The organism is Streptomyces sp. XY431 (assembly GCF_001279805.1).
GTDB classification, from domain to species: Bacteria; Actinomycetota; Actinomycetes; order Streptomycetales; family Streptomycetaceae; genus Kitasatospora; species Kitasatospora purpeofusca.
On the sequence record NZ_LGDO01000292.1, the window covers coordinates 1 to 791 of the forward strand.

Below are 791 nucleotides of genomic sequence, written 5' to 3' on the forward strand. Positions count from 1 at the left end.
ATCGCCGGCCTCGGCGGTACCGCCACGCCCGGCGACCTCGACCTGACCGGGTACACCGTCGTGCCCGGCTTCGTCGACCTGCACGTCCACGGCGGCGGCGGCGCCTCCTACGCCTCCGGCATCGCCGAGGAGGCCCTGCGCGCCGCCCGCACCCACCTCGAGCACGGCACCACCACCACGGTCGCCTCCACCGTCACCGGCGAGATCGACGACCTGGCCCGCCAGGCCGCCGTCCTGTCCGAACTCGCCGAGGACGGCGTCCTGGCCGGCGTCCACTTCGAGGGCCCCTTCATCTCCCGCAACCGCTGCGGCGCCCACCGCCCCGACCTGCTGCGCGACCCCGACCCGGCCCTGGTCCGCAAGCTCGTCGACGCCGCCCGCGGCCACGCGAGAATGGTCACCCTCGCCCCCGAACTGCCCGGCGGCCTCGACTCGGTCCGGATGCTCGCCGACCTCGGCGTCATCGCCGCCGTCGGCCACACCGACTCCGACTACACCAGGACCCTGGAGGCGATCGGCGCCGGCGCCACCGTCGCCACCCACCTGTTCAACGCCATGCCCGGCATCGCCCACCGCGCCCCCGGCCCGATCGTGGCCCTGCTGGAGGACGAGCGGGTCACCGTCGAACTCATCAACGACGGCGTCCACCTCCACCCCTCCGTGCTCGACCTCGCCTACGGCACCGCCGGCGCCTCCCGGGTCGCCCTCATCACCGACGCCATGGGCGCCGCCGGCATGGGCGACGGCCTCTACCCCCTCGGCCCGCTCCAGGTCGAGGTCAAGGACGGCGT

The 791-nt window shown here is 75.0% G+C and carries 1 protein-coding gene; it reads left to right on the forward strand.

Features of this window, described 5'->3' with window-relative positions; translation table 11 throughout:
• Window positions 1–791, forward strand: a 791-nt coding sequence (locus ADK60_RS24060) for an N-acetylglucosamine-6-phosphate deacetylase (RefSeq protein WP_045939546.1), incomplete at both ends; no start/stop codon positions are given.